Annotated in this window: 22 protein-coding genes; 13 read left to right on the plus strand and 9 right to left on the minus strand. The window is 62.1% G+C overall.

What is annotated here, in order from left to right:
* The first annotated feature begins 5 nt into the window (after window positions 1–5).
* Both RY831_RS07825 and RY831_RS07830 read left to right on the plus strand, forming a co-directional pair.
* The gene (locus RY831_RS07825) at window positions 6–4,517 is read left to right on the plus strand and encodes an EAL domain-containing protein (RefSeq protein ID WP_326505988.1); all 4,512 of its coding nucleotides are present in this window, start codon (window positions 6–8) and stop codon (window positions 4,515–4,517) included.
* A gap of 225 nt (window positions 4,518–4,742) precedes the next feature.
* Complete coding sequence (locus tag RY831_RS07830; RefSeq protein ID WP_437126233.1) at window positions 4,743–5,432, plus strand: GNAT family N-acetyltransferase; 690 nt, start codon at window positions 4,743–4,745, stop codon at window positions 5,430–5,432.
* A 30-nt stretch (window positions 5,433–5,462) separates the two neighbouring features.
* Here RY831_RS07830 and RY831_RS07835 read toward each other — a convergent pair whose 3' ends face one another.
* Window positions 5,463–5,954 carry an Lrp/AsnC family transcriptional regulator gene (locus RY831_RS07835; RefSeq protein WP_326505773.1) on the minus strand — a complete coding sequence of 164 codons (492 nt, stop codon included), beginning with the start codon at window positions 5,952–5,954 and terminating at the stop codon, window positions 5,463–5,465.
* A gap of 126 nt (window positions 5,955–6,080) precedes the next feature.
* On the opposite strand from RY831_RS07835, the gene phhA reads away from it, so the two are divergent.
* Window positions 6,081–6,974 carry a phenylalanine 4-monooxygenase gene (gene phhA / locus RY831_RS07840; RefSeq protein ID WP_326505774.1) on the plus strand — a complete coding sequence of 298 codons (894 nt, stop codon included), beginning with the start codon at window positions 6,081–6,083 and terminating at the stop codon, window positions 6,972–6,974.
* 94 nt (window positions 6,975–7,068) lie between these two features.
* Here the strand turns inward: phhA and RY831_RS07845 are convergent, their stop codons facing one another.
* Entirely contained in the window at window positions 7,069–7,368 is a 300-nt protein-coding gene (locus RY831_RS07845) for an EF-hand domain-containing protein (protein ID WP_326505775.1), read from the minus strand.
* 226 nt (window positions 7,369–7,594) lie between these two features.
* Here RY831_RS07845 and RY831_RS07850 point away from each other — a divergent pair, with 226 nt between their 5' ends.
* Window positions 7,595–8,779 carry a GGDEF domain-containing protein gene (locus tag RY831_RS07850; RefSeq protein WP_326505776.1) on the plus strand — a complete coding sequence of 395 codons (1,185 nt, stop codon included), beginning with the start codon at window positions 7,595–7,597 and terminating at the stop codon, window positions 8,777–8,779.
* Here RY831_RS07850 and RY831_RS07855 read toward each other — a convergent pair.
* Window positions 8,767–9,096, minus strand: a complete 330-nt coding sequence (locus tag RY831_RS07855) for a hypothetical protein (RefSeq protein WP_326505777.1) — start codon at window positions 9,094–9,096, stop codon at window positions 8,767–8,769. The two genes, RY831_RS07850 and RY831_RS07855, sit on opposite strands and share 13 nt — an antisense overlap.
* A 329-nt stretch (window positions 9,097–9,425) precedes the next feature.
* Here RY831_RS07855 and RY831_RS07860 point away from each other — a divergent pair, with 329 nt between their 5' ends.
* The gene (locus tag RY831_RS07860) at window positions 9,426–10,199 is read left to right on the plus strand and encodes a DUF72 domain-containing protein (protein ID WP_326505778.1); all 774 of its coding nucleotides are present in this window, start codon (window positions 9,426–9,428) and stop codon (window positions 10,197–10,199) included.
* Here the strand turns inward: RY831_RS07860 and queC are convergent.
* The 3 genes from queC to RY831_RS07875 form a co-directional block, all read right to left on the minus strand.
* On the minus strand, window positions 10,169–10,876 hold the full coding sequence (gene queC, locus RY831_RS07865) for a 7-cyano-7-deazaguanine synthase QueC (protein ID WP_326505779.1): 708 nt from the start codon (window positions 10,874–10,876) through the stop codon (window positions 10,169–10,171). The genes RY831_RS07860 and queC overlap by 31 nt on opposite strands.
* A 110-nt stretch (window positions 10,877–10,986) precedes the next feature.
* On the minus strand, window positions 10,987–11,724 hold the full coding sequence (locus RY831_RS07870) for a DUF3108 domain-containing protein (protein WP_326505780.1): 738 nt from the start codon (window positions 11,722–11,724) through the stop codon (window positions 10,987–10,989).
* Between the two features lie 29 nt (window positions 11,725–11,753).
* A complete protein-coding gene (locus RY831_RS07875) occupies window positions 11,754–12,998 on the minus strand; it encodes a DUF3108 domain-containing protein (protein ID WP_326505781.1) in 1,245 nt (414 codons plus the stop codon).
* 226 nt (window positions 12,999–13,224) lie between these two features.
* Between RY831_RS07875 and RY831_RS07880 the strand changes: the two genes are divergently transcribed.
* A complete protein-coding gene (locus RY831_RS07880) occupies window positions 13,225–13,968 on the plus strand; it encodes a PhaM family polyhydroxyalkanoate granule multifunctional regulatory protein (protein WP_326505782.1) in 744 nt (247 codons plus the stop codon).
* A 1-nt stretch (window position 13,969) separates the two neighbouring features.
* Here RY831_RS07880 and RY831_RS07885 read toward each other — a convergent pair whose 3' ends face one another.
* Together RY831_RS07885 and RY831_RS07890 are read right to left on the minus strand one after the other, a co-directional pair.
* The gene (locus tag RY831_RS07885) at window positions 13,970–15,217 is read right to left on the minus strand and encodes an MFS transporter (RefSeq protein WP_326505783.1); all 1,248 of its coding nucleotides are present in this window, start codon (window positions 15,215–15,217) and stop codon (window positions 13,970–13,972) included.
* Window positions 15,218–15,361: 144 nt separating this feature from the next.
* Complete coding sequence (locus tag RY831_RS07890; RefSeq protein ID WP_326505784.1) at window positions 15,362–18,649, minus strand: hypothetical protein; 3,288 nt, start codon at window positions 18,647–18,649, stop codon at window positions 15,362–15,364.
* A gap of 299 nt (window positions 18,650–18,948) precedes the next feature.
* On the opposite strand from RY831_RS07890, the gene RY831_RS07895 reads away from it, so the two are divergent.
* The 5 genes from RY831_RS07895 (at window position 18,949) to RY831_RS07915 (ending at window position 23,317) form a co-directional block, all read left to right on the plus strand.
* Complete coding sequence (locus RY831_RS07895) at window positions 18,949–19,851, plus strand: fatty acid desaturase family protein (RefSeq protein ID WP_326505785.1); 903 nt, start codon at window positions 18,949–18,951, stop codon at window positions 19,849–19,851.
* Window positions 19,852–19,866: 15 nt separating this feature from the next.
* Complete coding sequence (locus RY831_RS07900; protein ID WP_326505786.1) at window positions 19,867–20,559, plus strand: hypothetical protein; 693 nt, start codon at window positions 19,867–19,869, stop codon at window positions 20,557–20,559.
* A gap of 287 nt (window positions 20,560–20,846) precedes the next feature.
* Window positions 20,847–21,017, plus strand: coding sequence for a hypothetical protein (locus RY831_RS07905; RefSeq protein WP_326505787.1), 171 nt, complete (start codon window positions 20,847–20,849; stop codon window positions 21,015–21,017).
* A gap of 297 nt (window positions 21,018–21,314) precedes the next feature.
* On the plus strand, window positions 21,315–21,974 hold the full coding sequence (locus tag RY831_RS07910) for a response regulator (RefSeq protein ID WP_326505788.1): 660 nt from the start codon (window positions 21,315–21,317) through the stop codon (window positions 21,972–21,974).
* Complete coding sequence (locus tag RY831_RS07915) at window positions 21,971–23,317, plus strand: ATP-binding protein (RefSeq protein ID WP_326505789.1); 1,347 nt, start codon at window positions 21,971–21,973, stop codon at window positions 23,315–23,317. Before RY831_RS07910 ends, RY831_RS07915 begins: the two co-directional genes overlap by 4 nt.
* A 59-nt stretch (window positions 23,318–23,376) precedes the next feature.
* Here the strand turns inward: RY831_RS07915 and RY831_RS07920 are convergent, their stop codons facing one another.
* Window positions 23,377–23,763, minus strand: coding sequence for a hypothetical protein (locus tag RY831_RS07920; protein ID WP_326505790.1), 387 nt, complete (start codon window positions 23,761–23,763; stop codon window positions 23,377–23,379).
* A gap of 363 nt (window positions 23,764–24,126) precedes the next feature.
* On the opposite strand from RY831_RS07920, the gene RY831_RS07925 reads away from it, so the two are divergent.
* Window positions 24,127–25,314, plus strand: coding sequence for a cation:proton antiporter (locus RY831_RS07925; RefSeq protein ID WP_326505791.1), 1,188 nt, complete (start codon window positions 24,127–24,129; stop codon window positions 25,312–25,314).
* 1 nt (window position 25,315) lies between these two features.
* Window positions 25,316–26,446 carry a YbdK family carboxylate-amine ligase gene (locus RY831_RS07930; RefSeq protein ID WP_326505792.1) on the plus strand — a complete coding sequence of 377 codons (1,131 nt, stop codon included), beginning with the start codon at window positions 25,316–25,318 and terminating at the stop codon, window positions 26,444–26,446.
* Window positions 26,447–26,534 lie beyond the last annotated feature (88 nt).

Raw genomic sequence — 26,534 nt, forward strand, 5'->3', positions numbered from 1 at the left:
TGACGATGCGCCTCATCCTGTTTTTCCTGCCGTCCATGTTTCGTAACTATCTCAGTCGCACCGGCTTCCGCCGCCAGCTGACCGTCGTCGTCAGCGCCGCCATCCTGGGGCTGGCCCTGTTTTCCTCCCTGATGAATTCCTGGGAAGCTAGCCGGCGCATGGAAGACTACATGGTCGAGCAGGGCCAGCGCATCGCCGAGAACCTGGCGCGCCAGAGCATACTCGCGCTGCTGTACCGTTCGCCCGACAACGTGCGCGAGGGCATCGCCACCACGCTGGCTTTTCCGGACGTGCTGCGCGTCGAGATCACCGACACGGCCGGCGCCTCGCTGCATGCGCAAAGCAAGCCGGGGGTCACCGTCGAGACTGTTGCCGCCCAGCAGGCGCAAGGCTTGCGGGCGCCGTCCACGCGCGCAGTCCTCGCCGGAGATACCAGCGGCGAGTGGCATTTCAGCGCGCCGGTCTACGGCGGCCAGTCCGACAGCTCGCCCTTCGAAATGCAGGAGCGCGAACCGCAGCTGCTGGGCCATGTGCACGTGGTGGTCGGCAAGGGCACCCACAACCGGCTGGTCGCTTCGCTGCTGGTTGGCAATCTCGCCATCACGCTGTCCTTCGCCGCGGTCCTGCTCGGCATCATGCGCCTGCTGGCGCGCCACATGATCCGGCCGCTCAATGCCCTGTCCAAGCTCATGGGCCGCGCCGAATCGGGGGAATCGGGCATGCGGGCCGTGCCCGGCGGGCCGCGCGACATCGTCGAGATGGCGCATGCGTTCAACAAGATGATGGACGTGCTGGAAGAGCGCGAAGCCGAGCTCAAGCAGTCGCGCGACGAGGCGGTGCGCACCGCCCTCGGCAAGACCCAGTTCGCCGCCACCGTCAGCCATGAAGTGCGCACGCCGCTCAACGGCGTGGTCGGCATGCTCGACATGCTCAAGGAAATGCGCCTGCCCAAGCGTCAGCAGGAATGCGTGGACATCGCCTGGAATTCGGCGCGGTCGCTGGTCGAGCTCATCAACGACATCCTCGATTTTTCAAAAATGGAAGCCGGCAAGCTGGAGCTCGAAGCGATTGACTTCGACCTGCGCAAGGTTATCGAGGAAGTCATCGAACTGCTGGCCAAGCAGGCGCAGCAGAAGGGGCTCGAGATCGGCTACCTGATGGCGCCCGGCGTGCCGGAGCGCATACGCGGCGATTCGCTGCGCATGCGCCAGGTGCTGCTCAACCTGATCGGCAACGCGGTCAAGTTCACCGAACACGGCGAAGTCTCCGTACGCATCCTGGCGGCGCCCGACCGCGAAGAACATTTCGGCCTGCGCTTCGAAGTCATTGATACCGGCATCGGCATGAACGCCGATGCGGTCAAGCACATCTTCGAATCCTTCGCCCAGGCGGACCGTTCAACAACCCGCAAATACGGCGGAACCGGCCTGGGCCTGGCCATCTGCAGGCAGCTGGTGGACCTGATGCAGGGCGACATCGGCGTTTCCAGCGAACCCGGCAAGGGCAGCACCTTCTGGTTCACCGTCCGCTGCGCGGCCGCCGCAACCCAGCCTCCGGCCCGCGAATATCCTGGCCTGCAGGGCATGCGCGTGCTGGTGATCGACTCCAGCCTGATCGTGCGCAGCTTCATTACACAGAGCCTGGAAGCGGCCGGCATGCGCTGCAACACCGTGCTGAACGGACCCGAAGCGATGTCCGAACTCGCGCGCGCGGAGCAGGCGAGGGCGCCCTACGCGCTGGTGGTGATGGATGCGGAGGTCACCGACGACCGCGGCACCGACCTGGTGCGCCGCCTTCGAATCGAGATCGGCGCGGTGGTGCCGCGCATGCTGGTGCTCGACCGCTACGCCACGCCGATGGGCAACAGCGCGCTCGGCGCCGATCTTTATCTCGGCAAGCCGCTGCGCCTGGAGCGGCTCATGGATGCGGTGCAGCGCCTGCTGCCGCAAGCGCCGGCGGTAACGTCCGCCCCGTTGCAGACTGCACCCGCGCTTGCTGTCGCCGCCAAGGATTACCGCGTGCTGGTGGCCGAAGACAACCGCACCAATCAGATGGTGGCGGGCGGCATGCTGTCGATGAACGGCTGCGAATGCCAGTTCGCCGCCAACGGACGGGAAGCCGTGGAAGCCGCCCGCACCGGCCGCTTCGACCTGATCCTGATGGATTGCAGCATGCCGGAAATGGATGGCTACGAAGCGACCGCGCATATCCGCAACTTCGAGGAAACGCTGGGGCTGCGCACGCCGATCATTGCCATGACGGCCAATACCCAGCCGGGCGATGCCGACAAGTGCCTGGCAGCCGGCATGGACGATTACCTGGCCAAGCCGATCACGCTGGCCGAAGTGCGCCAGAAACTGGAACGCTGGCTGTCCCGTCTCGAGCCGAGCGGCCGCGCCATGCTGCCCGAAGTCGAGACCGGCGACGGCGACGGCAGTCCCATCAATGACGAAGTCTTCGAGAAACTGCGTGAAATCCTCGGTCCGGCGCTGCAGCAGACCGTGACGCCCTTCCTCGAAGACACTCCTGCTTACCTGGACCAGCTCGAACAGGCGGTCCGGGACGGCAACGCCGACGGCGCGCGCGCCATGGCGCACTCGATCAAGGGCAGCAGCGGCAATCTCGGCGCGATAGCGCTGGCGCAACTGGCCAAGGAGGCCGAGGAGCTTGCCATCGACCGCAGGCTCGATGCCATCAAGCCGCTGGTGTCACGCCTGCGCTCGGCCTTCGACGCCGTATCGGCAGTGCTCGGCGTGGAAGGCATGATCACGGAGCGGCACAGTGCGCGCGATGCGGAAGACCTGCCGCTGGTGCTGGTGGTCGACGACGATCGCAGCACGCGCAGCTCGCTGCGCCACACCCTGCAGCGCGACGGCTTCCGGATCGAGGAAGCGGCAGACGGCGCGCAGGCCCTGCATATGCTCAAGCGCATCCAGCCCGACGTGATCCTGATGGACGCGGTCATGCCGGTAATGGACGGCTTCACCGCCTGCGCCCGGGTGCGCGAACTGCCGAACGGAAATGCCATCCCGGTGTTGATGATCACCGCGCTGGAAGACAACAATTCCGTCGAGCGCGCCTTTGCCGCCGGCGCCAGCGACTACATTCCCAAGCCGATCCATTTCGCCGTGCTGTCGCAGCGCGTGCGCCGCATCATCGAAGCCAACCAGGCGGAAAAACGCATCCGCCATCTCGCCTACAACGACCTGCTGACAGGCCTGCCCAACCGTGCGCTGTTCATGGATCAGCTTGGCCGCCGCATCGAGCAGGCGCGCGTGGCCGGCGAAGCGGTGGCGGTGCTGTTCCTCGATCTCGACCGCTTCAAGAACGTCAATGATTCGCTTGGCCATGATGTCGGCGACCGCCTGCTGATCGCCGTGGCGCAGCGCCTGCGCCGCAGCGTGCGCAATGCCGACTGCGTCGCCCGTCTCGGCGGCGACGAGTTCACCGTGGTGCTGGCCGAAGTGATCGGGCCGAATGCGGCCGTGTCCGCGGCGCAGAACATCTGCCGGGCATTGTCGACGCCGTTCCAGATCGACGGCCATGACATTTTCGTTTCCACCAGCGTCGGCATTTCCATGTATCCGCATGACGCCACCGATGTCGGCACGCTGCTCAAGCACGCCGACACCGCGATGTACCGCGCCAAGAAGACCGGCAGCGGTTTCCAGTTCTTCGAAGCGTCGATGGAGCACTCGATTTCCGAGCATGTGCGCATGGAAAACGATCTGCGCCGGGCGCTCGAACGCAACGAGCTCGAGGTGTACTACCAGCCGCAGGCGCGCGTCAACAGCGGCAGGATCGTCGGCGCCGAGGCGCTGGTGCGCTGGCGCCATCCGACGCGAGGCATGGTCTCACCCGCCGAATTCATCCCGCTGGCCGAGGAAACCGGCCTGATCAATCCGCTCGGCGAATGGGTGCTGCGCACCGCCTGCCGCCAGCTGCAGGCCTGGACAGAGGCGGGGCTGCCGCCGATCCGCGTGGCGGTCAACCTGTCGGTCAAGCAGTTGCTGAAGAAGGATTTCGCTGCCAGCGTCGAGCAGGCGCTCAACGACACATTCGTACATCCCAGCATGCTGGAACTTGAAATCACCGAAAGCACACTGATGGAGAATGCCCAGGATACGCTCGAGGCATTGCACCGCCTGCGCGACCTCGGCGTGCGGCTGTCGATCGACGATTTCGGCACAGGCTATTCCTCGCTGTCCTACCTGAAGCGCTTCCCGGTCGACATCATCAAGATCGACCGCTCCTTCGTGCGCGATGTGCCGCACGACGCCGACGATGCCGCCATCGTCACCGGCATCATCGCGCTGGCGCACAGCCTGCGGCTGGAAGTCGTGGCCGAAGGCGTGGAGACGGCGTCCCAGCTGGAATTCCTGCAGGAGCGTTCGTGCGACATGATGCAGGGGTATTACCTCAGCAAGCCGGTGCCGGCGGAGCAGTTCGCGCGCGAGATGCTGGCCACGGAATCGCCGCGATGGCAGAGCGCGAGTCCGACGCTGCCGGGCTTCTGACAGGAAAATTGAGAAACAGCATGGTTCAGGCTTTTCCGGTCTCCCGCTTCCCCGCTTCCCTTGCCGCCGGCTGCGTGTGGACTTTATGCCACGCATGCCGCCGCCGCATACCCGTTCTATTGAGACTGGTCAACGCGGCCGCATATTCGAAGGTGTCGGCGACAATCATTCGATGTATCGCCTACAATGGATTTGTGCGTTGCACAATATCTTGCAGGAGTCGACATGGATTCATCTGAACTGGAAGGCATGATGCCCGATACGATTACCGCTTCCTCATCCGGCAAATCGCGTTCCGCCGTACGGGTCAAGGAACTGTCCGAGCGCGACCGCCGCCGCCTGCTGATGCATTTTCTTGCGCTCGACGACAGCGACCGCCTTTTGCGCTTCGGCACGGTATTGCCCGACGAACTGATCACGCGCTATGTCCAGCGCCTGGATTTTTCGCGCGACGCAGTTTTCGGCGTCTATGACGACAACCTGCGCCTGCTTGGCGTCGGCCACCTTGCGTTCACGCCGAAGGAGGCTTCGCCGACGCTGACCAATGCCACGCTCAAGGCGCGCATCGCCGAATTCGGCGTGTCGGTGGCGTCCAGCGCGCGCGGCATGGGGATAGGCTCCAAGCTGTTCGAGCGCGCCGCCATCCACTGCCGCAATGAAGATGTCGATACGCTGTACATGCATTGCCTGTCGTCCAACCAGACCATGATCCATATCGCCTACAAGGCGGGCATGGAAATCCACCGCGAATACGGCGAGGCCGATGCGTATCTCAAGCTCGGGCCGGCCAGTCCCGGCACCATGCTGGCGGAAGCGGTGGAAGAGCAGTTCGCCTTCCTCGACTACGGAGTCAAGGCCAATACCAAGGCCGCGCTGAAATGGCTGCGCAAGCTGCCGAGCTGGAAAAACAAGTAGCCAGCGGCACGCGGCCCCTGGTAACCCGCGCTACACCAGCGGCAGGGCCGTCGTTTCCTTGATCTTCTGCAGCGCGAAGCTTGATTTCACATCCGTCACCGCCGGATGCCTGAGCAGTGTTTCCATCATGAAGCGCGAAAAATGCTCCATGTCCTCGACATGCACCCGCAGAAGATAGTCGAGATCGCCGGTCATCGCATAGCAGGCCACCACCTCCGGCCAGTTGGCCACCGATGCGGAGAAGTCGGCCAGCGGCGAACGCCCGGCCGGCGCCGGCAGATCGCTGTGCTTTGTCAGCCTCACGTTGACATAGGCCAGCAGGCCGAGACCGATCTTGTCGGCGTCGAGCAGCGCAACATACTGGCGGATGACGCCCGATTCTTCCAGGTTCTTGATGCGGCGCAGGCAGGGCGAGGGCGACAGATTCACGCGCTCGGCCACTTCCTGGTTGCTTAGGCGGCCGTCTGATTGCAATATGGAAAGGATTTTCCGGTCGGTCTTGTCCAGATCTACTTTTGGCATGGTATGTTCTGATAGTGGAATTATGCGCAATATTATTGCTTATTCCATTGAGCATTGAGCATAGTTTGCAATTTTATGCTTGCGTTCCTTGACTATACTGATTCGATCAGATCAAGGAGACGCGCCATGAACACCACAGTCGATCAAGCCGATTTTTTCAAAACCCTGGAAGAGAAATCGGACAACGGCGCATTGCGCGGCGATTACAGCCGCTGCGACGCCAACTATGTTGTCCAGCAGGACTGGAACGCCTATACGCCGGAGCAGCATGAATTGTGGCGCCGCCTCTATCAGCGCCAGGCCAAGCTGATGCATGGCCGCGCCTGCGACGTGTTCATCGAAAGCCTGGCCAGGATGGATGCGGCCGACGGCATTCCCCGCTTCGACCAGACCAGCGAGGCGCTGCGCAAGGCCACCGGCTGGGAACTGGTGGCGGTGCCCGGACTGGTGCCGGAGCTGACCTTCTTCGAGCATCTCGCCAACCGGCGCTTCCCGGTCACCGTCTGGCTGCGCGAGCCGCATGAGTTCGACTATATCGTCGAGCCCGACGTGTTCCATGATTTCTTCGGGCATGTGCCGCTGCTGTTCAACCCGACCTTTGCCGACTACATGCAGCAATACGGCAAGGGCGGCCTGAAGGCGCTCAAGCTCGATGGCCTGACCCACCTGGCGCGGCTTTACTGGTACACGGTGGAATTCGGCCTGATCCAGACCGAGCAGGGGTTGCGCGCGTATGGCGCCGGCATCCTGTCGTCCGGCGGCGAAGTGGAATACTGCCTGACCGATCCTGCGCCGCGCCGAATCGCATTCGACGTCGAGCGCGTGATGCGCACGCTGTACAAGATCGATTCATACCAGGAAACCTACTTTGTCATCCGTGATTTCCAGCAGCTCTTCGACGGAACGGCGCCGGACTTTTCGCCGCTCTATGAACGGCTCGGGAAACTGCCCGACTTCGCGGCCGATACCCTGCTGCCGGGTGAGACCAATATTGCGCCCAACGGCAGCAAGGGCGCGTAGGCTGCGGTTAGGTTAGTTACTCGTTTTTGCTGCACGTTGCTGCAGCTCGCACGCAGCCGCCGACGGCGGGCTGCGGCGTTCTGTTTCAATGCAATCAGCTTGCCAGGCGGCTGCGCAGCAGCGCACGCACTTCTTCGCGCGTCAGCTTGCCGTCGCCGTTCTGATCCAGCTTGCCGAAATGCGTCAGGACCCGGTCCATCTGCGCACTTTGCGCCTCCGGCCGGCTCAGCGCGCCATCTCCATCCTTGTCCGCCGCCTTGAACCGCTCGTCGAATTTGGCCAGGTAGCGCAGCGGCTTGGTCTCCTGTACGGGTGGATTGTTTGCTTCGGTGGCGATGGCAAGTCCGGCCCCGAATACCGTGCCGACAGCCATGCATGCCAGGATGAATTGCATCGTTTTCTCCGATATTTGCTGCAGGTCTCGGATTCAATGTAAGCAGCGGGCAGGTATTTCACACCGGCATTTACGCCTTGTTACATACCAGTGATGGTTTATTTCAAGGACGACAATAAAAGGTAGCCTGCCTCATCATCGCACCATGGCGGGGCTCAATAATTTCTTGCGTGCATTTGTAGGGCGCATTACATTGAAATCGTAATTTCCGATTGGAAATAGAACGATGCAATCCATACAAGCCGCTCACTCGGACGTCAGGGAAGGAAAGCGCCAGCGCCATCGCCTATACATGGCGCGCCTGCTGATTCTCAACATGGCCATCGAAAGCGCCGAGCTTGCCCTGTTCGCCATTGCCGGCACAATTCCGGTGTCCATCGCGGTGCTGTTTCTCGCAGTCGGCTTTGCGGTGTCGTCAGGCTTCTACCTGGTCTTCCGGCTCGGCCTGAACCTGCGCTTCAAGCAGAAAAACCTGCTCATTCCGCAGTTGCTGGTATTCGGCGGCATACAGATCGTTTTCATGTTCCTGGCACCCAAGCTCTCCATCCTTTTCCTGCTGGTGCTGGTGGTGCTGTCCGGCTACGCGGCCATCGAATTCAATCCGCGCCAGTACACCATCGGCTGGCTGGTCTATGGCGCGGCCACGGCGCTGGCGATGATCCTCCTGGGAGACCGCTTCGACTATCCCGGCCATGCGGACATGGAGGTCGGCCTGGTCTGGCTGTTCTTCTTCATGACCCTGCGCAGCCTGACATTGGCCAACGCGAGTTTCAGCCGGCTCAGGGAAAAGCTGCTGGAGAAGAACCGGCAGCTGGAGCAATCGCTGCATCGCATCGAAGACATGGCCAACCGGGATTACCTAACCGGCGTCCATAACCGCCGTCACTTCATGAGCCTGCTGGAGATGGAGCTGCAGCGAAGCGCGCGCAGCGGCAGGGCGTTCTGCCTGGTCATGCTGGACCTGGACTGGTTCAAAGCGATCAATGACCGCTTCGGGCATCCGGTCGGTGACGTGGTGCTGCAGCGGCTTTGCCTGCTGGCGGGCGACAATCTTAGGGCGGTCGACCAGGTCGGCCGCATCGGCGGCGAGGAATTCGCCATCCTGCTGCCGGATGCCTCGCTCGATTCGGGCTACACCACCATCGACCGGCTGCGCGCCGCCGTGCATGCCTACGACTGGCAACAGGTCGCCGACGGCCTGCAGGTCAGCTTTTCCGCCGGCGTGGCGGCCTATGGCGCGGGCGACAGCGTGCACATGATGATCAAGCGCGCCGACGATGCGCTCTACGAGGCCAAGCATGCGGGCAGGAACCGCGTGCAGCAGGCGGGCGCCATGCAGGAAGCGCAGGGACGGCCTGATCCGGAGCAGTTGGAGCAGCTTGAGCCGGGGCGGGTGAATCAGGCCAGCTGATACTGCAGCGCCGACAGTTCGATGTGGGTAAGGATGACGGCGCTCTTCAATTCGTAGTTCATGCCGTCGGCGGGATGCAGCCTGTGCTGCGCTTCGTCGCTGATGCGCGCGAGATCGTCGACGGTCTCCCGCACACCGCGTTCGTCGAACGAGCGCAAGGCGTGCTGCGCCTGGGCGGACCGCTGGCGCATGCGCCTGACGCACTCCTTCAGCTCCGACGGCACGCTATCGTCCGAATGACAGGCGCGTACCGCATGGAAGATGGTGCGGTCGATGAAGACCAGGCGTTGCCGGATTTCCTCGCGCTGTGCTTTCATTCATGACTCCCTGTCGAACTTCCCGGATTGGCTGAAGCCTTTGAATCCCGGAACAACCGCATGCAATGCGGCTGGCCGTCGAAGTAAGCGCATACCCGAATTGGATGGGAGGGGCTGCATGAAGTTCCGGCCCGCATCCCTTGCGATGTTTCGCATGGCATCACATTGCCTCGCCGAGCATGGTGGCCCGGCGCGCGAGCATGCGACACCATTCTGCCTGCGCTTCTGACGCGGATCAATTCGCACTGCACAATGCCCTGCGTTGTGGTCAAACCGGAAAGGAGTGTCGTGCCAAGCTCATGTGAATTCAAAGCGACCCGGAATGCCTCATGCAAAACCAATCGAAATCATCGTTCATGATAGGTTGTGCCGGCTGGAGCCTGTCGAGCGCTGTCGCCGGGCATTTCCCCGAGGAGGGCAGCCATCTCGAGCGCTACGCACGGGTTTTGCCCGCGGTGGAAATCAATACCTCCTTCTACCGGCCGCACCGGCCGATCACCTATGCACGCTGGCGCGATAGCGTGCCCGAGGATTTCCGCTTCTCAGCCAAGGTGCCGAAAGCCATCACGCATGAGGCGCGGCTGCAGGACGCAGGCGAGCTGCTCGAACGCTTCATCGGCGAGGTCCGGCACCTGGAACACAAGCTTGGCTGCCTGCTGGTGCAATTGCCGCCCAGCCTGCGCTTCGACGCGCCGGTGGCGCGCCAGTTCTTCCAGCAACTGAACCGGCTGACCGATGTCGATGTCGTCTGCGAGCCGCGCCATGCGACCTGGTTCACGCCGGCGGCGGCCGACATGCTGCATGGCCGCAACGTAGCCTATGTGCAGGCCGATCCGGAGGTCATGCCATTGGAGAATATTGCCGCGGGCGCCGGCGTCGTCTACCTGCGCCTGCACGGCTCGCCCGAGATGTACCACTCGTCGTATCCGGAAAGCTATCTCGACGCGCTGGCCGCGCGCATGCAAAACGAAGCCGCCAAGGGCCGCAAGGTATGGTGCGTCTTCGACAATACGGCCAGCGGCGCGGCCGTGCCGAACGCCTTGTCGCTGCTCGAACGACTCGATCAGCTCGATCAGACGGCGGCCGCCGAGTATTCCCGGTAGCCGCGCGCCCGCAATTCGCAGGCCGGGCAAGTGCCGCAGCCGTAACCCCAGTCGTGCAGGGCGCCGCGTTCGCCGAGATAGCAGGTATGCGTGTCCTCCCGGATCAGGTCCACCAGCGGCTGCCCGCCGAGATCATGCGCCAGCTTCCAGGTTGCCGCCTTGTCGATCCACATCAGCGGCGTCTCCAGCTTGAGCCGGGTGGCCATGCCGAGATTGAGCGCGACCTGAAGCGCCTTGACGGTGTCGTCGCGGCAGTCGGGATAGCCGGAAAAATCGGTTTCGCACATGCCTCCCACCAGCACGTCGAGACCGCGCCGGTAGGCCACGGTCGCCGCCACCGTCAGGAACAGCAGATTGCGGCCGGGCACGAAGGTATTGGGCAAGCCGTTTTCCTGCATGGCGATGGCCACGTCGCTGGTGAGCGCGGTGTCGGAAATCGCCGAAATCAGCGACAGGTCGATCATGTGGTCTTCGCCCAGGCGCGCATCCCAGCCGGCCGACAGGCCGCGCGTCTTCTGGAGCAGCGTCGGCCGCACGCGCAGCTCCACTGCATGGCGCTGGCCGTAGTCGAAGCCGATGGTCTCCACGCGGGCATAGCGGTCAAGCGCCCAGGCAAGGCAGGTGGTGGAATCCTGTCCGCCGCTGAACAGGACGAGTGCGCCGTTGTTTGATGTCATGAAATGAATTGAACCGGAAAATGTTGGATGACGCATGCGGATACGAGCCCGCAGCATAGCCGATTAGGACGCCGCGGACATATGCGGCTGCGCATGTCCGCATAAAGCGGTCACGAAGGCTGGCGGCTGACCTGCTGCAGCGTCTGCTCGATATAGTCGCCGTTGTCGTCGCTGTAGCGCAGGCGGGCCGGAAACCATTCCATCGAAGGCGCCAGCCAGATGTCGAGCTGCTGGTCCTTCGATCCGGCCTGGGCCGCTCGCTGCACATGCACGGTGGCGAGCTCGCCGAGCGGCGTGGAAATCTTTTCCTGCTTGACCACCTTGAAGGTCCAGGCATCGACATCGCGCTGCCCGGCCACCGACACGTTCCATGACGCGCCGGGCTTGAACTTGCCGGGCGCGGCGCGGGCAATGGAAATCATCTGCCAGAGCACGCTGCTGCGGTCCTGTTCGCCGCCCTTGAGAGGCTGGGCCTGCTCCGACGTGCTGAAGCGGATGGTCTTGGCGGCGCGGTCGAAGCTGGTGGTGGTCGGCTCGCGGCGCAGCCGCTTTTCGGTGAAGACATCCGGCGCCAGGCCGAACGCATCGATCGCGCCTTCGCTTCGCGTATCGAGAATCTTGCCGATCAGCGCCGCGCGCGCTTCGTTGCTGGTCGCGAAGCGTCCCGCGCCCGATTTCCAGCGCACCACCGCGTCACCCTCGACCGGAATGCCTTTCTGCTTGGCCTTGATGGCATAGGTGAGCTGCGCGTTCGGCGGCGGGTTGATCTTTTGCCTGGCGGCCGGCACGCCTTGCGCATGGACGGAAAAGGCGGCGCACAGAAGCAGCGCGGCGGAAGACTTGCTCAAGAGAGAATTCATCATCGATTGAAAGTGTGTCAGCGTTGAATGTCCGCAAGCGTCATGTCGAGCATGTCGCCATTGGGCGAGCTATGGCGGATGCGCAGCGGATACCACTCCTGCTGCGGCGCGAGCCAGAATTCGATGGTTTGATCGAAGCTTTTCTGGCGCGGTGCGCGCACCAGGTGCCATGCGGCCGCCTTGCCCGCGGCGGTCGTTATTTCTTCCAGGCCGAGAACGCGTATGCGCCAGGGCTCCGCATCGCGGGCGCCGGCGACGAAGACCTCGAACTCGGCGCCCGGCGCAAAGCGGGCAGGGTCGGCCCGGCCGATGCCGGCGATCTGCCACATGACGCTGGCACGGTCCTGTTCGCCGCCCTGGTAGGGATAGGTTTTTTCGGATGCGGAAAAACTGATTTTGCCGTTGTCATGCTGGAAGTGAGTATGCGTCAGCGACTTGTTGCGAGGTTTTTCGCTGTACAGCAGCGGCGCAATGCCGAACTCGTTGATCCTGCCTTCGCTGCGGAAGTTCAGTACCGTGATCTTCACCAGGAGCAGCAAGGTGCTGGCTTCGCCGCTCATGCTGTAGCTATCGGGGCCGGCTTCCCAGCGGAAATTGCCGCTGCCATACCATTTCTGGCCCTTGACCAGGGCCTCGACGTCGTAATCGAGCCGGGCCGAGGGCGGCAGGTCGACCTTGTAAGGCTGTGTCGTCTTCGGCATCTCCGGCAGTGACTCCGCCGCCGGTCCGGTTTGCTCCTGTCCGGCATCGGCATGGATGGCTTCCGCGGCTGCACCTGCAATAACTTCCGCATCTGCAGCCGAATCGGCATCTGCAACGGCGTCCGGCGCGTCGGGTATCAAAAGCGGCAACGCTTCGACGCTGGTGCCCGGCGCTTCCATCCCGGCAGGAGGAAGCACGGCCGCGGTTTCCTGTGCTGCGGCAGCGACTGGAGGAACGATTTCATCTTTCTGTATGGACTTCTTCGGCCGGCTTTTTTTCGGCTTGGGTTTCTTCGGAGGCGGCAAGGCAGGTTCTTCCTGCGCTGCAGGCACCGCCGGCGGTACGGGCGCGGAAGCAAGGAGCGAGATGGTCGTGACGGCCGGCGCGGGCGGATTGCGCCACGCCGGCACGTCCAGCCTGCCTTCGGCCCAGCGGAATGCGAACAGATGCGCCAGGACCGATGCGCAAACCAGCACGATCGCGCGCCGCCTGAGCCGCTGCCGCCGCTTGTCCTTCACGTCCTTTGCATCCCTTATATCCGTCGAAAGAAAAATCGCCATGGCGCTAGTGTATCAACCTCCGGGACGTTCACCCGACGCATCGCACGGCATTGCCCCGATGCATCGAGGCGACTGCATCAATCCGGGCTGCATTTGCGTCGCCGCACATGTCGGCATTCGAGAGCGCATGACAGCAGTTGCGCCCGGGTGCATACTCTGCTGATTGTTGTTTTGATCAATAAATCGTAGTTGTCGATATGGTTGTTTTAACAAGCGGAGGTTTTTCATGAGCAAACCAGACACGCCAAATTTCCCGGGCATGTCGGCGATGACCGACTCCCTGGACTTCGTCAAGACCCTGTGGGGCAGCATGGGAGTACCCGGCATGAACATGCCGGGCATGAATGCCTCCGGCATGAAGATGCCCGGCATGGGGCTTCCCGGCATGGTGATGCCAACCCTGTCGGTAGAGGAAATCAACAAGAAGATCGCCGATCTGAAAGCGGTGGAGAACTGGCTGACGCTCAACATGAACATGCTGCGCGGCACGATACAGGCGCTGGAGGTGCAGGCGGCCACCATCTCCACCCTGCAGACCATGAGCGAAAGCTTCGCCGCCTCGATGCAGCCTGCGTCGGGCAACGATCAGGGCAACGGCCACGCGTCGCCGTCGGCTTTTTCCGGCGGCAACGGTAGCGGCAACGGCGCCGGCGTTCATTCGGGAGACGCAAAGGCGCACGGCGCGCCGGAGCCGACCAGCAAGGACCAGAGCGATGCGGCAGCCCTGACCGCGCCGCTGATGAACGCCGCGGCATGGTGGACCATGCTGCAGGATCAGTTCAAGCAGGCCGTCAGCAACGCCATGACCGACATGCCCAAGCCTGCGGAAAGCACGCCGAAAGGCGATACCAAGGCATCGACCAAGCCCAAGGCCGACAGCAAGGGGGAGAGCGGGTCCAAACCGGCAAAGGCAGCGACGCAAGCAACGACATCGGCAGCCGCGCCGCGCAAGCCCAAGGCTGCCAAATAGTCTAGTTCTCCTGCCTCGCAGCGGCGGCCGGCTGCGCCACGGTCAGCCGCCGCACGATCCACAGGCTGGCAATGCCGCAGGCCACGGCAAGATAGCCGACCAGGTTGAAATGCTCGATCTGTCCGGCGGGATTGCGCGAGATGATCAGGCCGGCCACCAGCGAGGCCAGGCCCGACGACATCATCTGCACCGACGAACTCAGGCTCATGAAGGTGCCGCGCACCTGCGGCGCCGCTGCCGCGGTGATCATCGCCATGCCGGGAATGAAGCGGCCCGGCACCAGGATGAAGAATACGGTGGAGTTGATCAGCACCAGCCACCATGGCACCGGCACTAGGTGCGTGGTCACCAGAATGGGCACGAACGAGGCCAGCGCGATGATGCGGAACATGCGCTGCTTGCCGTGCCGGTCGGCGAGCCGGCCGATCAGCCGTGATGTGAAAAAGGTCGCCGCGCCGCCGCACAGGTAGATCAGCGCGATGAAATTGTCCTGCAGGCCGAGGTTCGCGGTGTAGTACAGCGCGATATACGGTACGACGGTAAAGCCGCCGAACATCAGCAGCGACATGAACAGATAGGCGCGCCGGTGATTGGGCTCCTTCGCCACCGCATGGATCTGCCTCAGCACATTGCCGCGGATGCCGCGCTGCAGATGCGCGGTCAATGAGGGCAGCATCCGATGCGCGGCGGCCAGGACGACGCCCGACAGCAGCACGATGAAAAGAAAGGGCGCCCGCCAGCCCAGCATGTCGAGGTGCGAAGCCAGGAACAATCCGAGCGGCACGCCGGCCACGGTCGACAGCGAAAAGGCCGCCATCACCGTGCCCATCGCCTGGCCGCGCCGCTCGAAGGGCACCACGTCCGCCACCATGGTCTGCACCATCGCCCCGAGAATGCCGCCGAATGCGCCGGCCAAGGCGCGCGCGGCCAAAAGAAAAGCGAAGTTCGGCGCCAGCGCGCAGCAAAGGGTGGCGAGGATGAACAGCACGTACAGGACGAGCATCAGCGTGCGGCGGTCGAAGCGGTCGACATAGGCGGCAGCCAGCAGGCCCGAGGCCGCCGCGGTGAAGGTATACGACGACAGCAGCAGGCCGAACTGATGGGTGTCGATCCGCAGCACGCGGATCAACTGCGGCCCGAGCGGCATCATGATCATGAAATCCAGGATATGCGTGAACTGGATGGCGGACAGCACCAGCAGGAAATGGCGTTCCTGCTTCTGCGATAGCGTAGGTGAGGAGGAATTCAAGTGTCGGTCAAATTTGTGGGGGCGTCGCGCCGGCGCGCGATCGTATCGTTGCTGGAGGGTTGCGGGCCTGGTGGCGGAGGCCGGAAGCACGGCGCCATATGCAAGCGGTCAAGGCTTGCCGCATTGTCGCATTGTTGCGCAAGGTCAGCTCGGCTCCAGCCGCCGGCCATCCGCGTCGGCACCGAATCTCATGATGATTTCATTGAAGGTCTCCAGCTCCAGCCCCAGGTTCACCGCAGGCAGCCGGGGAGGAGCGTCGATCCCGCGTGGGGCCGGTTCCCGCCTTTCATCCGACGGCGCGGAATCGATGAGTGCGCGCCTTGCTTGTGCAATCTGGTCTCTGGCGGACTCCAGGTCGCCACGTGTTTTCTTCAGTGACCTTTGCGCAATGCCCTGCGCAGGCGGCCCCAGGAAGATGAGACCCGCCTGTCTTGCCGCAATCGCGGCTTCTCCCAAGATATAGCGGGACTTCTGTAGGGAAGTCGCCTTCTTGTAGCGAACACGATGAAAGGCTGAGGTTTCCTTCAGGTTGATATCAATTGGTGCAAGGCTTTCGGTATTTTCGGTATTTGCCGGCGCGCTGCCTTGCTCTTCGGCCTGCGCATCGAATATCAGGCGCAAGCCGTCCGGCACGAATTCCATCCCGGACATCGTTTCAACCAGTTCGCCGGCCCGTTGGTCGAGAATCTTGTCGAATTCGTCGAGCTTGTTTCTCACGCTGGCCAAGTCCTGCGCGGCGTCTTGCTGAACGCTAGAAGGTTCCGTGTACGCTCCAGCCAGCGGTTCTTCGGTAATCGACCAGTCTGCGCCTCGCCGCGAAACGCCTGCCGAAATGTCCCCTGCCGTACTGCTTTCCCCCGCCGTATCCGCCGTTCTGCGCGCGGCATTTTCCGGGAACAGGGAGTCGCTTGGCAGATGCATCCCGGGCATCGCCCCCATCGCACCCCGGAGCGGCTCGATGGTCTTGAGCAGCGGCTGCATCGCGCGCTTTTGAAAGGCTGTCCTGTCTCCGGTGCTCAGCGGCGCGGCGGGCGTGGCATTCATGGCGAGCGCGGTGACCAGCTTGAAGTCGAGAACGCGCGGACCTTGATAGGTGCCATTTGCCTTGGCGGCAACGATTTGCAGATCGGCTGCCTGCACCGCGGCCCCCACTCCCATGGTGATCGCATTGGCACCCAGGTTCAGTAGGGTATAGCGCTTGTCCTCGCCTTCGGTAAGTTTCTTGGCCAATAGCGTTGCGCGAACCTGCTCCGCAGCGTCTCCCTGGAACAGCGCGTGGACATCGCTGTCATCGATTCTGGCGAACGCAGCCTTGGCGACGCCGTACATGGGGGCGCTTATGTCATGACCATTGTCATCGACTTTCATTTTGCTGCATGCCAGTTCGAAATAGGCGAGGTCGCGCAGAGCTTGCTTCAATTCGCTTCTGGCGTGGCCCAGCCTTTGCCGGCGCCGCAGCTCGCTTTCCTGTGGGGCGCTATTCGATTCCGGTGCCGCCTCTCCCAGCACATGCCTGCGGGCGCGCGCCACATTGCCTGCGAACATGCGCTGTGTCGCTTCAAGAATGCTGTTCGATACCGGCTCTTGCTCTCTCAGCACATGCTTGTGCGCGCGTGCGACCTTGCCCGCGAGCAGACGCCGTGTCGTTGCCATCTTGATTTCTATCTGGGCGCTCCAGCCCTGGACCATGGGCTCGATGGCCAGTTTGCCGGCGTGGGATTCATAATATTGAAGCTTCGCCGACTGCACGGCGGCATGTTTGTCGTTGTCGGAATCCTCGCCATTCCCGATCTGCAGTTTTTGCGCGTGGTGAGCGCAATACGCGTCCCAGTTTTGGCGTGCCGTCAATCCTTCAGTACCGCCATTGGTTTCCCTGGCTTTGTCCTTCGCTTTTGAAGCTTGCCGGAGTTTGCCTTCCGCTGTTGCGATTTCATTCAGCCTGTCGAACAGCGCCTGCTTGGGGCTTCTCGCTTCCGGATTGCCGCCCGCGGGCTTGGTGCCGGACTGTTGCTTGCAAGCCTTCCGGTATTCCTCATAGGCTTCCGCCCGCAGCCGTATGGAATCATCCTGTGCCGGGTCAAGCACTTCCGTGAGCTTTGCCAGCGCAATGATTGCGCGCCGCGCCTTGGCTTCGCCATCCTTGCTGGGTCCGCTGCTGAGCTGGTAGCCGAGATACAGTAGCAAGGATGTGGTGGCTGCACCGGCAAGAACTCCGCCGGTGACGGCACTGACGATGATCTCCGGCGTCATGATGGCTACGCCGCTCGCCGCCACGGTGAGCAAGGTGCCTGCCGATCCGGCATAGAGATTGCGCTCGTTTCCGCGGAACTCGACCGCAACATTTTCCCTCGCTGCCTTGTAACGCGCCTTCACCATCACTTTATGACACAGCCGCGCCATAACCAGCGACAGATCGTCGCGGGCATCATTCACCGCCTCCGGGCTGGCGACGGCATGGCCGGATTGAAGCGCATTCAGAGCAGCAAGCGCTCCGCCAAGCTCTTCGATATCTTTTTTCACGCGCGGCAACTCTCTTAAGACGGACCAGGAAGCCTGCAACAGGTTCGGCGCATTCCTTGCCGATCTTGCCGCGTCCGCTCGACCTAGGGAAAGCACATCTTCCGTTCCCGCATTGCGCAGGCGGCGCTCGCCCGAACCGGCTACCGCCGCCGTCGTAGAGACGTGCGCTCCGAAGCGAAACGCGGATACGATCGCCTTGCTCGCCGGATCGGGAATGAGCAATTGCAGCGCGCCCAGCAGATTGGTGAGCGCTGCGAGGAAGTAGGATTCGTGGCGATGCAGGGCACCGGTGCCGGTATTCTTGAATGTGTCGAGAACATCATCGATATCGTCTTCCCCGACTGCGCGCAGAAACGCCTTGACGATCTCGTCGTTGTACTCCTGGCGGGTACGCTTTGCGCCGGGAAGCAGCAGCTGTTCAGGATGGTCTTGCTGCAGCTTTTTCCTGTGCTTGAGCTCGTAAGCCAGGGCCAGCATCCGGGAAATTTCGCAGGCGCTTTCAACATGGCGAGGCCAGGCCCGCGGGTCGCTCGACGCAGGCGGACTTGCCGCCGGTTTGCCAAGTCGTTGGGTCTGCTGCGATTGATACTTTATCCAGTCATTGCAAATATCCGCGGCATTTTCACTCCAGCTCGCTTTCCGGTACTGCAGCGCCGGCGGATGCAATACGGCTTTCCTGTCCACGAACAGCTGATGCAGTCGCCTGCGCATCGCCGGGCTTTCATGCAATGTCTTCCTCCCTTGTTGGGAGACCCTTGCGGCGCTTCCTTCTCCACCGGCCGCAACGGCCTCGCCAGTTGCATCGATTGCGGCACCTGTGCGCACCGGGGCCGGACCCGGCGCGGATGCGCCAAACTCCGGCGCTTTCTCCGGACGCCACCAGCTTTCCATTTTCCTGCCAATTGCCGACATTTGTTTTCCTTTCGGCCTTCCGCCATGCATGGGTACTCGCGGAGGCGACTATAGGTAGCGCGGCACGGCATCTGGTTCCATGGGGCCGGTTAATTCAATGTCATCGCGACTTGGAATTTCATGCTGCTGACACATTCGGCCTTTAGCATCCAGCCTTCATGTCAAAACTGCATCAAAAAGTCAAATACAAGGAAGTTGCCAGCATGGATGCCTCATCGATTCTGCAAGCACGGTCACAGATTCTTCTCGATCGAAATCTGCTACAGCAATTCTCGAAAAGAGCGCCGGGACGCTTGCTGTTGCATACTTTGGCGGAATGGTTGTGCATCGTCGCCCTGATCGCTACTGCAACGCATGTCCAACATGTTGCCGTCAGCCTGGCCTGCATGCTGCTGATCGCAGCCCGCCAGCATGCATTGCTGATATTGATGCATGAATATGCGCATCATCAGTTCAGTCGCAGGCATGCATGGCTCAACGACATGCTCGGCGACGCGCTGACAGCCCTGCCGTTCTTCATTACGGTGCACGGTTTCCGGCGCAACCATATGCCGCATCACCAGCATGTCAACACGGTAGCGGATTCGAACTGGATTGCCGCGATCAAGCGGCCGCGCTATCAATTTCCCAAATCGAAGGCGCAAACCTACGCCGAAATGGTCAAGCATGCGCTGGGCCGGTACACATTGGAAGAACTCAACCGCTACACCGTCGATGCCGGCATGGCCACCAACCTGTCTCCCGCGAGCAGCCGCTTTCGAATGGTCTATGCGGCGCTCGTTCTTGCGCTGCTTGCGGTCTTCGATCTATGGTGGACCGTGCTGCTCTACTGGCTTGTCCCGATGGCCACCTTCCTGATGGGCATTCTGTATGTGCGTGACCTGGGCGAACATTTCGGAATGCCGTCGCAAGGTATCGCCGGATCGCGCACCGTACTAAGCAACTGGATCGGACGCCTGTTCATTTGTCCTTACGGCGTCAACTACCATGCGGAGCATCACCTGTACCCCTCGGTGCCTTTCCATCGCCTCGCGTCCTTGCACGAGGTGCTGCGGACCGATGATTACTATCGCAGGCACGCCGTGCTTGCGCATGGCTACCTGACCGGCCTGGTATCCCAGCTGGCGCAATCGGCAAGCGGCCCGGCGCATGCCGCATCGATCGCCGAAGCCGGCATCGCCGCCTCAATTGATGCATCGTGAATACACGGGTGTGTCATGAAAATAATTTCACGTTATCTTCGTCCGGAAGATATTCCCGCGCTGCTGGTGCTGGAGCGGGCAAAATGGGAATCGCATCAGGCTGCGGATGCCGCAAGCCTGATGCTGCGTATCGAAACCTTTCCGCAGCTTTGCATCGGCAGCTTTTGTGCGGATTCCGGCAGGGCGCTGGCGTCGTTGTTCATGCGTCCAGTGAGCGCGCAAGCCTTCGTCGCGCCGACGCGCTGGGAAAACGCCGCCGATGTGCGCCTGCATCACGGCGCACCGGATGCCGGCGATGCGCTGTTCGGCATCAGCCTCAGCAGCCTCGACAGCAAGGCGGTTACGCAGATATTCCGTTTCTTCCATCCACGCGCGCTGAAGGCTGGTTGGCGCGACATCTACCTCGGCTCGCCCATTCCCGGCTTCAGGAAAGCGCGCGCGCAAAATCCCGGCCTGCAGGTATGGCAGTATGCGCACGCGCGGCGCGGCCTTCGCGTAAATGAACCGCTCGATCCACAGCTGCGCTATTACTTCAGGAAAGGCTTCAAGGACATCGTCTCCATCCAGGAAAACTACTTTCCCCATGAGGACTCCCTGAACTATGGCGTTATAGTGCGCGGCTCCATTCCATTGTCAGCTCCGAAGCAGCTCTGGCGACATACGCCGATATGCATACTGCAGACTTTTTCACTGCTCGCGCTGCGCTAAGTCCACAAAGTCCACTAGCTTAATGGCGAACGTAGATTCACCGATGAGGATTTTCTCTCATGCAATGAATGTGGATGTCTTCACTACAACAAATTGACAATTTCCAGATACGGTCCTCGAAACCCGTCGGAAGTGCGCATAACCCGGGGCGTCTAAGGTTGGCTTAAGCTTCCCGTGCCACACTGCTGCCATACAGCATGCATGGCGCCATAGTCGATGCATGGACTGCGTAATCAACGGAGCGCCGGAGCGCCGGTTCGACATACCTGACTCATCATTGAGGGCCTATGACCACACAAATTGCAATTGCCAATGTCAGCGCAGCATCTTCCCGCAATTCCATTTCGCCCGCAGTGAAAACCGGCCAGAAGACCCCTGCGCTGGCGACACGCGGTAGCCGGGTGCAGCGCATCGAACTGGAGCGGCGCGATCGTTTCGGCCGCTTCGGCCGCCGCTGATCCGCCTGTCTCTTCGTCCGCATCAACAACGATCTCAAACAGGTAACTGTGCTGCATTAATGCAGGCGCCTGTTCTATTGAATCGCTTGCCAAAGAGCCGGCAGAACAGCGCCGGCATCCTCGTTTTCCGTTCTCCTTTCAGATACTATCCACGGCACTGGCATCGTGCCGCCCTGCGCGATTCCTGCCTGATTTGCCAGCCGCAGAACAAACCTGCATGCACAGAGGCGGCCGTGAATTCCTAAATGGTTCTAGAATCGAAGCTTTCCCGCACAGGAACGGCAAGCTCGGCACCACATGAAAATTCTGCTAGTTGAAGACGATGCAATGATCGGCGAAAACATCCAAATTGCATTGGAAGGCGAGGATATTGCCGTCGATTGGGTCAAGGACGGCGAAGCCGCCGATATTGCGTTGGCAACCCATAACTATGATGCCATGCTGCTCGATCTCGGCCTGCCGGGAAAGGACGGCATGGAATTGCTTCGCAGCCTGCGCGCACGCGCCAACAGCACGCCGGTGCTGATTGTCACCGCGCGTGACTCGGTTCCCGAGCGCGTGCTCGGTCTGAAAACCGGTGCCGACGACTATCTCGTCAAGCCCTTCGATGTCGAGGAACTGCTCGCCCGCCTGCATGCGCTGGTCCGCAGATCGCGCGGCATGACGGAGAGCAGCTATCGACATGGCAACATCGAAATCAATGTCGAAACCCGGCAGGTCATGGTGGACGGCAGCCAAGTCATTCTTTCGTCGCGCGAATGGTCCATCCTCGATGCGTTGATCGCACGGCCAGGCGCGATTTTGTCGCGCGGCCAGCTGGAGGAGCGCTTGTACGGCTGGTCTGGCGACGTCGAGAGCAATGCCATCGAAGTGTACGTGCACGGCTTGCGCAAGAAGCTTGGACAGCAGTTCGTGATCACGGTACGCGGCCTCGGCTATATGGTGGGCAAGCCATGATGCGTTCGCTGCGAATCCGCCTGATCCTGCTGCTCGGCGTGGCCATTCTCGGCGCGGCGGCGCTGCAATTCACCGTCTCGCTGCGCGAGGCCATGCAGGAAGCCAACAAGCTGTTCGACTATCACATGAAGCAGATGGCTTTCGCCTTGCGCGACACCGCGCTCGACGATACCGAGTGGTACACCTCGTCCAAGCCGAGCACCAATTTCGATTTTGTCATCCAGATCTGGGGTGATGATGGCGTGCGCGTATTCCAGCGGCGGCCGTATCTGTTCCTGCCGCAGCAGGGGGCGCTGGGCTTTTCCACGGTCTCTCTGAACAACGGCGACTGGCGCGTGTTTGCCATCGAGAACCAGTCCAAGCGCATCCAGGTCGCGCAAAAGATGGAGACCCGGCGCGATCGGGCGATATCGCTGGCCATGCATTCGCTGTGGCCGATTATTCCGGTGTCGCTGATGCTGTTCGCCGCCGCGTGGTGGGTAGTGACTTCCGCATTAAGTCCGCTCAACCGCATCGGGCATGACCTGGCGCACCGCAATACCGATTCCACGGAGCCCGTATCGGATGAGGGCGTGCCGCAGGAAGTGTCGCTGCTGGTGGCCGAACTCAACCTGCTGCTGACGCGCATGGGCAGCGCGCTGCAGTCGCAGCGCAATTTCGTCGCCGATGCCGCCCATGAACTTCGCTCACCGCTGACTGCGCTCAAGCTGCAACTGCAGACCCTGACCCGGGCCAAGGATGACATGGCGCGCGCGCAGGCAGTCGCCCGGCTGCAGGGCGGCGTGGACCGCGCATCGCGGCTGGTCGAGCAGCTCCTGGTGCTGGCTCGGCAGGATCCGATGTCGGTGCCCGCAAGCGATACCGTGGTAGACCTGCAGGCCTGCATCGAATACGCGGCCGCCGACGTGGCGCCGCTTGCTTCTTCCAAGAACGTGGAAATCCGGCTCGACGCGGCCCTGCGCGCCAGCGTGGAAGGCGATGCCGAAGCCCTGCGCATGATGACGCGCAACCTGCTCGACAACGCCGTTCGCTACACGCCCAACGATGGCAGCGTCGCCGTCGCCATTTCCAGCGCCAATGACAAGGCTTGCCTGACCGTCGAGGATTCCGGGCCTGGCATTTCCGAAGACAACAGGACACGCGTGTTCGACCGCTTCTACCGCGTGCCAGGCACCAGTGCGGGCGGCAGCGGGCTGGGACTTGCGATCGTCAAGGCGATCGTCGATCGGCACCACGGCAGCGTGGAACTCGGCCGCTCTGCGCTGGGTGGACTCAAGGTCGCGGTGGAGTTCCCGTTGCACCAGACGGTACGCAGGCCGGAACCGGTCGCCGAAGCGGTGTAGTCGGTAAAGTCTTAAGCTTCCCCTAAGCTAATTCGGGCATGATGAAGCCGTACTGTCACTCAGCAGGTGGCATTGAAGGTTCCCTTTTGGCTCGGCAGGTCTCTGGACCGCCGAGCCATTTTTTTTATGGCCGCCGAGGCAGGCCGCCGCTCCTGGAATGCAAAAGCCCGCTCCTTGTGGAAGCGGGCTTTCATGTCTCTCCTCAACTCCTGAGAATGGATTTTTTTAACTGCAGCCAGATTCTGCATCATTTTTGTTCGTTTGAAAATGGTCGGCCGCCAAGCCAGGAACAATGAAAGTTCTTTCCCTCCATTTAAGTTTCCCCTAAGCATAGTCGTGCAACATGAAGCCGTTCGTGACTGAGGCAACACTGTTTTGCCCAGCACCGCCAGGCCGAAAGCGCCCCAGCAATGCTGCAGCGGAAGCAGGCCTGCCGCCGATGCCATGGCGGCATTCCCGCCATGCCGGCTGTATTTGTTCAACTTCAATAGCACGCGGATGCGTGCACAGGCGCGTTCTGTACGTCGTATGCCATGCATCGCATGGCGTAGGTCGCGATGCGGTAGCGTCCAGCGCCGCGGCGCAGGGCGGCGACGCTCGGAACGATCCCCTCAACGCATAGCGTAAAAGCTTGTCGCATGTCGACATGCGGACACCAGCCGCATGCGAGGATGCGCTGGCTCCGGGCCTCGGGAAGCGGTGGTGCGATCCCGCGCACTTCCGTGCCCATCGTCGGTCCGACATGCGCCGTGCAGCAATCCGGTATCGCATGCAGTGCCATGCCGGCTTGCCAACTTGCCAGGAAACAGATGACAGAATTTCTACCTATCAGTACCGGCTTCGTCTGGCCGCTTGCCGTGGCGATTGCCTGGGTGCTCGGTGAAATCGTGCACCGCTCGACCAACCTGCCGCGCATCAGCGTCTACAGCCTGACTGGCGTGGTGCTCTCCTATGCGCAGACCGGCATGCTGCCGCGTCCCAGCGAAGGCGAAATCACGCTGATCGCCAACATGGCCTTCGGCCTGATTCTTTTTGAATTCGCCTATCGCATCAACCTGCGCTGGCTCAGGTTGAACTGGTGGCTGGCCGCCAGCGGCCTGGCGGAGTCAGTCGCCACCTTCGTGCTGGTGTACATTGTGGTGGGAATGTTCGGCATTACCGGGCTGCCGGGCCTGCTGATTGCGGCCCTGGCGGTATCCACCTCGCCGGCTGAAGTATTGCGCGTCGTGAACGAGCAGCGCAGTTCGGGCCAGGTGACGGAACGCGTGCTGCACCTGGCGGCGCTCAACTGCCTGTTCGCGGTCTTCATCTTCAACCTCATCGTCGGCCTGTGGTCGTTCCAGCATTCCGGCAGCGTCTGGAGCGCGGTATCGAACAGCCTGCTGGTGCTCGCCGCATCGGGCGCGCTGGGGGTTGCCTTCGGTTATGCGGTGCCGGTGCTGCTGCGCAAGCTCGGCATTCTCGCGCAGGACGCAACCCTGGCATTTTCGATCGCCGTCATTCTGCTGGCCGCGCTGGCCCAGGCTTTCAAGATTTCGCCCATCCTGGCCACGCTCGGCTTCGGCCTGATGGTACGCCACCGGCGCGAAGCGCTCAGCCCGGCGCAGCGCAATTTCGGTGCGCTCGGCGACCTGCTCACCGTGCTGCTGTTCGTCTTCATCGGCGCCAGCCTCGCATGGCCGAGCATCGTGGCCGGTGCGGATATCGCATTGGCCCTGCTCGGCGCGCGCTTTCTTTCCAAGCTGGCCGGCGCCACGCTGTTCGCGCGCTTCAGCGGCACCACCTGGCGCAAGGGCCTTCTGACTGGCGTCGCGATGTCGCCGATGTCGGTGCTGGTGATCGGGCTGATGGTGCAGACCCGGTCCATGGGCATCGATCTGATGGACCAGCTCGCGCCATTGGCCACTGCCACGCTACTGCTCGCAATCTTCGGTCCGGTGCTGACCCAGCTCGCATTGAAGTTCGCCGGCGAAACTTCCGAACCCCAGGAGAAATGACATGCCGCTCGAATCCTTTGGCGTATCCAAACCCCTGACGCTGGGCGTCGAACTCGAACTCCAGCTGGTGAGTCTGAGCGACTTCGATCTCGTCGACGCCAGCCCCGACATGCTGGCCCTGCTGGCGCGCCGCAAGTTTCCCGGCAACGTGGTGCCGGAAATCACGGAAAGCATGATTGAAATTTCAACCGACGTGCACACCAATCATGCGGAGCTGCTGGCGCAGCTGCGCGAGATCCGCGATACCCTGGTGCGTGCCGGCGACATGCTCAATGTCGGCGTCTGCGGCGGCGGCACGCATCCTTTCCAGAACTGGTCGGAGCGCAAGATATTCTCCAAGCCGCGCTTCAAGGAAGTCTCCACGTTGTACGGCTACCTGGCCAAGCAGTTCACCATCTTCGGCCAGCACGTGCATATCGGCTGCAGCTCCGGCGACGTGGCGCTGCGCCTGCTGCACAGCCTCAACCGCTACGTGCCGCATTTCATCGCGCTCTCGGCATCGTCGCCGTATGTGCAGGGCAGGGATACCCTGTTCAATTCCGCGCGCCTGAATTCGGTGTTCGCCTTTCCGCTGAGCGGCCGCGCGCCCTTCCTGCTGACCTGGGAGGAATTTCAGACCGAGTACTTCGCCAAGATGGAAAGCACTGGCATCGTCAAGAGCATGAAGGACTTTTATTGGGATATCCGTCCCAAGCCGGAATTTGGCACGATCGAACTGCGCGTCTGCGACACGCCGCTGACGGTGGAGCGCGCCGCGGCGCTGGCCTGTTACCTGCAGGCGCTTTGCTGCTACCTGCTCGAAGGCATGGAAGCCGCTCCCCGCGAAGAGGATTACCTGGTCTACAACTACAACCGCTTCCAGGCATGCCGCTTCGGTCTCGACGGTACGGTGGTCCATCCGCAGACGCACGAGGCAAAGACGCTGCGCGAAGACATTGCGGCAACGCTGGATCGCATCGAGCCCTTCGCCGCGGCGCTGGGCAGCCAGCAGGCACTGGACCACATACGGCAAACCGCACAGGCCGGCAGCGATGCCAGCTACCTGCGCGACAGGCGCGCGCAATTCGGCAGCACCGAAGGCATGGTCAACGAGGCGGTGCGCCGTTTCCGTGAAGATTTCGTGATCGGCTAGAGCGGATTGCGGGAGGATGTAGGGAAGAATCGGTTTGTCCTGGGATGCAGGGCAAGGCGAAAGGGGCGCTGTGTGGCGGGCGACACAA

It is taken from the genome of Noviherbaspirillum album (genome assembly GCF_035916955.1).
Classification (GTDB): domain Bacteria; phylum Pseudomonadota; class Gammaproteobacteria; order Burkholderiales; family Burkholderiaceae_D; genus Noviherbaspirillum; species Noviherbaspirillum album.

Bases quoted from the DNA above. Each gene is read 5' to 3' on its own strand.
- RY831_RS07825 (WP_326505988.1), top strand. From the start codon at position 6: ATGCGCCTCATCCTGTTTTTCCTGCCGTCCATGTTTCGTAACTATCTC.
- RY831_RS07830 (WP_437126233.1), top strand. From the start codon at position 4,743: ATGGATTCATCTGAACTGGAAGGCATGATGCCCGATACGATTACCGCT.
- RY831_RS07835 (WP_326505773.1), bottom strand. From the start codon at position 5,954: ATGCCAAAAGTAGATCTGGACAAGACCGACCGGAAAATCCTTTCCATA.
- phhA (WP_326505774.1), top strand. From the start codon at position 6,081: ATGAACACCACAGTCGATCAAGCCGATTTTTTCAAAACCCTGGAAGAG.
- RY831_RS07845 (WP_326505775.1), bottom strand. From the start codon at position 7,368: ATGCAATTCATCCTGGCATGCATGGCTGTCGGCACGGTATTCGGGGCC.
- RY831_RS07850 (WP_326505776.1), top strand. From the start codon at position 7,595: ATGCAATCCATACAAGCCGCTCACTCGGACGTCAGGGAAGGAAAGCGC.
- RY831_RS07855 (WP_326505777.1), bottom strand. From the start codon at position 9,096: ATGAAAGCACAGCGCGAGGAAATCCGGCAACGCCTGGTCTTCATCGAC.
- RY831_RS07860 (WP_326505778.1), top strand. From the start codon at position 9,426: ATGCAAAACCAATCGAAATCATCGTTCATGATAGGTTGTGCCGGCTGG.
- queC (WP_326505779.1), bottom strand. From the start codon at position 10,876: ATGACATCAAACAACGGCGCACTCGTCCTGTTCAGCGGCGGACAGGAT.
- RY831_RS07875 (WP_326505781.1), bottom strand. From the start codon at position 12,998: ATGGCGATTTTTCTTTCGACGGATATAAGGGATGCAAAGGACGTGAAG.
- RY831_RS07880 (WP_326505782.1), top strand. From the start codon at position 13,225: ATGAGCAAACCAGACACGCCAAATTTCCCGGGCATGTCGGCGATGACC.
- RY831_RS07890 (WP_326505784.1), bottom strand. From the start codon at position 18,649: ATGTCGGCAATTGGCAGGAAAATGGAAAGCTGGTGGCGTCCGGAGAAA.
- RY831_RS07900 (WP_326505786.1), top strand. From the start codon at position 19,867: ATGAAAATAATTTCACGTTATCTTCGTCCGGAAGATATTCCCGCGCTG.
- RY831_RS07905 (WP_326505787.1), top strand. From the start codon at position 20,847: ATGACCACACAAATTGCAATTGCCAATGTCAGCGCAGCATCTTCCCGC.
- RY831_RS07910 (WP_326505788.1), top strand. From the start codon at position 21,315: ATGAAAATTCTGCTAGTTGAAGACGATGCAATGATCGGCGAAAACATC.
- RY831_RS07915 (WP_326505789.1), top strand. From the start codon at position 21,971: ATGATGCGTTCGCTGCGAATCCGCCTGATCCTGCTGCTCGGCGTGGCC.
- RY831_RS07920 (WP_326505790.1), bottom strand. From the start codon at position 23,763: ATGGCATCGGCGGCAGGCCTGCTTCCGCTGCAGCATTGCTGGGGCGCT.
- RY831_RS07925 (WP_326505791.1), top strand. From the start codon at position 24,127: ATGACAGAATTTCTACCTATCAGTACCGGCTTCGTCTGGCCGCTTGCC.
- RY831_RS07930 (WP_326505792.1), top strand. From the start codon at position 25,316: ATGCCGCTCGAATCCTTTGGCGTATCCAAACCCCTGACGCTGGGCGTC.